The following is a 2,192-nucleotide window of genomic DNA, read 5'->3' as shown; positions in this document are numbered from 1 at the left end:
GCGGGCGCGTGGCCGGACGGCGACCCGCAGCCCGCCCCCGCGCCGCCGCGTCGCGCCGGGTCGCTGCTCGCCCTCGCGCTGCTGACGGTCGCGGGCGCGGCGCTGGCCCCGGGCTGGACGCTCGTCGCGCTGCTGCTGCTGCTGCTGCTCGCGCGCACCGTGGGGTCGGCGGCCCGCGCGGTCGCCCGCCGGCGGGAGCGTGCGGGTGCCCGCCGCAGCGACACCCTGGTGGCCGTCGCGTCGAGCCCCTGGCACCTGCTGCGGGCGCTGGTCACCGGCCTGCCGTCGCTGCTGGTCGCCGCGAGCGTCGTCGTCATCGTGCTCGGCGTCGGGTGGTGGCTGGTCGGCACGGGGACGCTCGAGGCGGGCCCCCTGCGCGCGGCCGACGACGCTCCCGCGCCGGACGCGGTGCCCGTGCTGCTCGCGGTCGCCGCAGCCGCGGGGATGGTCGCGCTCTGGGCGGGGCCGTTCGCCCGCGACACCCGCGACGGGGCGCGGCGGCTGCTCGCCGGGGTGGCGCCGGGGCGCGGCGGGGCGACGGCGGTCGTCGTCGTGGCGCTGCTCGCCGCCGGCGTGCTCGTGGCGCTGGCCGCCGGGGGGACGGCCGTCGACTGGACGCCGCTGCCGGAGCCGTCGCTGCCCACCACCGTGGGTGGCTGACGCGCAGCCCCGGGAACGCCCGGCCCGACCCCGTACCCTGTGCCCCATGACCGGGGACGACCGAGCGCGCGTGCCGGGTCCCGGCGTGCCCGCCGGCGTGGTCGTGCGCCGCACCCGGACGCACCTGCCGGCCGTCCTCGCCGCGCTGGCCGCGGTCGCCGTGCTCGCCGCCGGGACGACCACCGGCGCGGCGCGGGTGGTGCTCCACCAGTGCGTGCGCCTCGACGAGCCGCTGGCCGCGCTCGGCTTCCGCCTCTCGCTGCTGCAGGACGTCGCGGACTGCCCGACGGGCACGCTCGCCGTCACCCCCGACCCGTCGCACGGCGCCGTGCTCACCCTGGGGCTCGTCCTCCCGGTGCTGGCCGCCCACGCCGCCCTGGCCGCGGCCGGGGCGGGTCTGACCGCGCTGCTGCTCCGCCTGGCGGGCAGCGCGCGCCGCGTCCTCGGGGCCGTCGTCCACGCGCTGCCCCGCCCGGCCGGCCCGCAGCCGGCCTCCGCCCCGCAGCCCCTCACGTGGCTGGCGGAGCGCTCCCGTCCCGCACGGGTCCCGCGCGAGCGGCACCCCCACCGTGGCCCTCCGCCGGCGCTCGCCTGAGCCCACCACCGGACACCCACGAGAGCAGGACATCCCATGAGCAGCACGACCCCCGGCAAGGGGAAGCAGACCAAGAACGAGCGGCGCGACGCCGCCCGGGAGCAGGCGCGGGTTCTCCGCGAGCAGCAGGCCAAGCGGGACCGCCGCAACAAGATCGTCGGCATCAGCGCCCTGAGCGTCGCCATCATCGCGCTCGGCGGCGTGGTGTTCTGGCTCCTCAACCAGGGCTCCGGCGGCGAGGGCCTCCCGGAGTACGCCGACACCCCGCTGAGCGAGGTCACGGACGCGCCGAACGTGGCCCTGGAGGACGGCGGCATCGCGGTCGGCGCCGACGGCGTGGGCGCCCAGATCGACGCGGACCTGCCGCGCGTCGACGTCTACCTCGACTACATGTGCCCCGCGTGCGGCGCGTTCGAGCAGACGAACGGCGACAACCTGGTCTCCCTCGCCTCCGACGGACAGGCCACGATCGTGTACCACCCGATCGCCATCCTGAACCGGTACTCGAACGGCACCGGATTCTCGACCCGGGCCGCCTCGGCGGCCGCCCTCGTCGCCGAGCAGGCGCCCGAGGCGTTCCCCGTGTTCAACGAGCAGATGTTCGCGGGCCAGCCCGAGGAGGGCACGTCCGGCCTCACGAACGACGAGATCGCGGACATCGCGAGCGACGCGGGTGTCCCCGACGCCGTCACGGCGCTGATCTCCGACGGCACCGCGCTCGACCGGTTCGGCCAGTGGGTCACGTCGGCGACGAACGCCGCCTCGGCGAACCAGGACCTCGTGAACCCGCAGTCGGGGAACTTCGGCACGCCGACGATCCTCGTCGACGGCACCATCTGGACGGAGAACTGGACCGACCCCTCGGCGCTGCTCCAGGCGGTCGCGGGCTGACGCCACCACCCCGGACGCGGACCGCCCGCCCCCGGCGCCCGGCGCA

Annotated in this window: 2 protein-coding genes and 1 pseudogene; all 3 read left to right on the top strand. The window is 77.7% G+C overall.

Going from position 1 to position 2,192, the window contains the following annotated elements; translation table 11 throughout:
• A pseudogene (locus AAHH18_RS14525) lies at positions 1 to 660 on the top strand (serine/threonine-protein kinase); the annotation flags it as partial.
• 46 nt (positions 661 to 706) lie between these two features.
• A complete protein-coding gene (locus tag AAHH18_RS14520) occupies positions 707 to 1,255 on the top strand; it encodes a hypothetical protein (protein ID WP_343302095.1) in 549 nt (182 codons plus the stop codon).
• Between the two features lie 36 nt (positions 1,256 to 1,291).
• The gene (locus tag AAHH18_RS14515; RefSeq protein WP_343302094.1) at positions 1,292 to 2,146 is read left to right on the top strand and encodes a DsbA family protein; all 855 of its coding nucleotides are present in this window, start codon (positions 1,292 to 1,294) and stop codon (positions 2,144 to 2,146) included.
• The last annotated feature ends 46 nt before the right edge of the window (positions 2,147 to 2,192 follow it).

The organism is Cellulomonas olei (genome assembly GCF_039548315.1).
In the GTDB taxonomy this organism is placed as follows: domain Bacteria; phylum Actinomycetota; class Actinomycetes; order Actinomycetales; family Cellulomonadaceae; genus Cellulomonas.
Note: the sequence above shows the minus strand (reverse complement) of the source record. Positions and strands in the feature narration are given on the sequence as shown.

What these genes read in the sequence shown, in the direction of transcription:
- AAHH18_RS14520 (WP_343302095.1), top strand. Translation starts at nt 707, where the DNA reads ATGACCGGGGACGACCGAGCGCGCGTGCCGGGTCCCGGCGTGCCCGCC.
- AAHH18_RS14515 (WP_343302094.1), top strand. Translation starts at nt 1,292, where the DNA reads ATGAGCAGCACGACCCCCGGCAAGGGGAAGCAGACCAAGAACGAGCGG.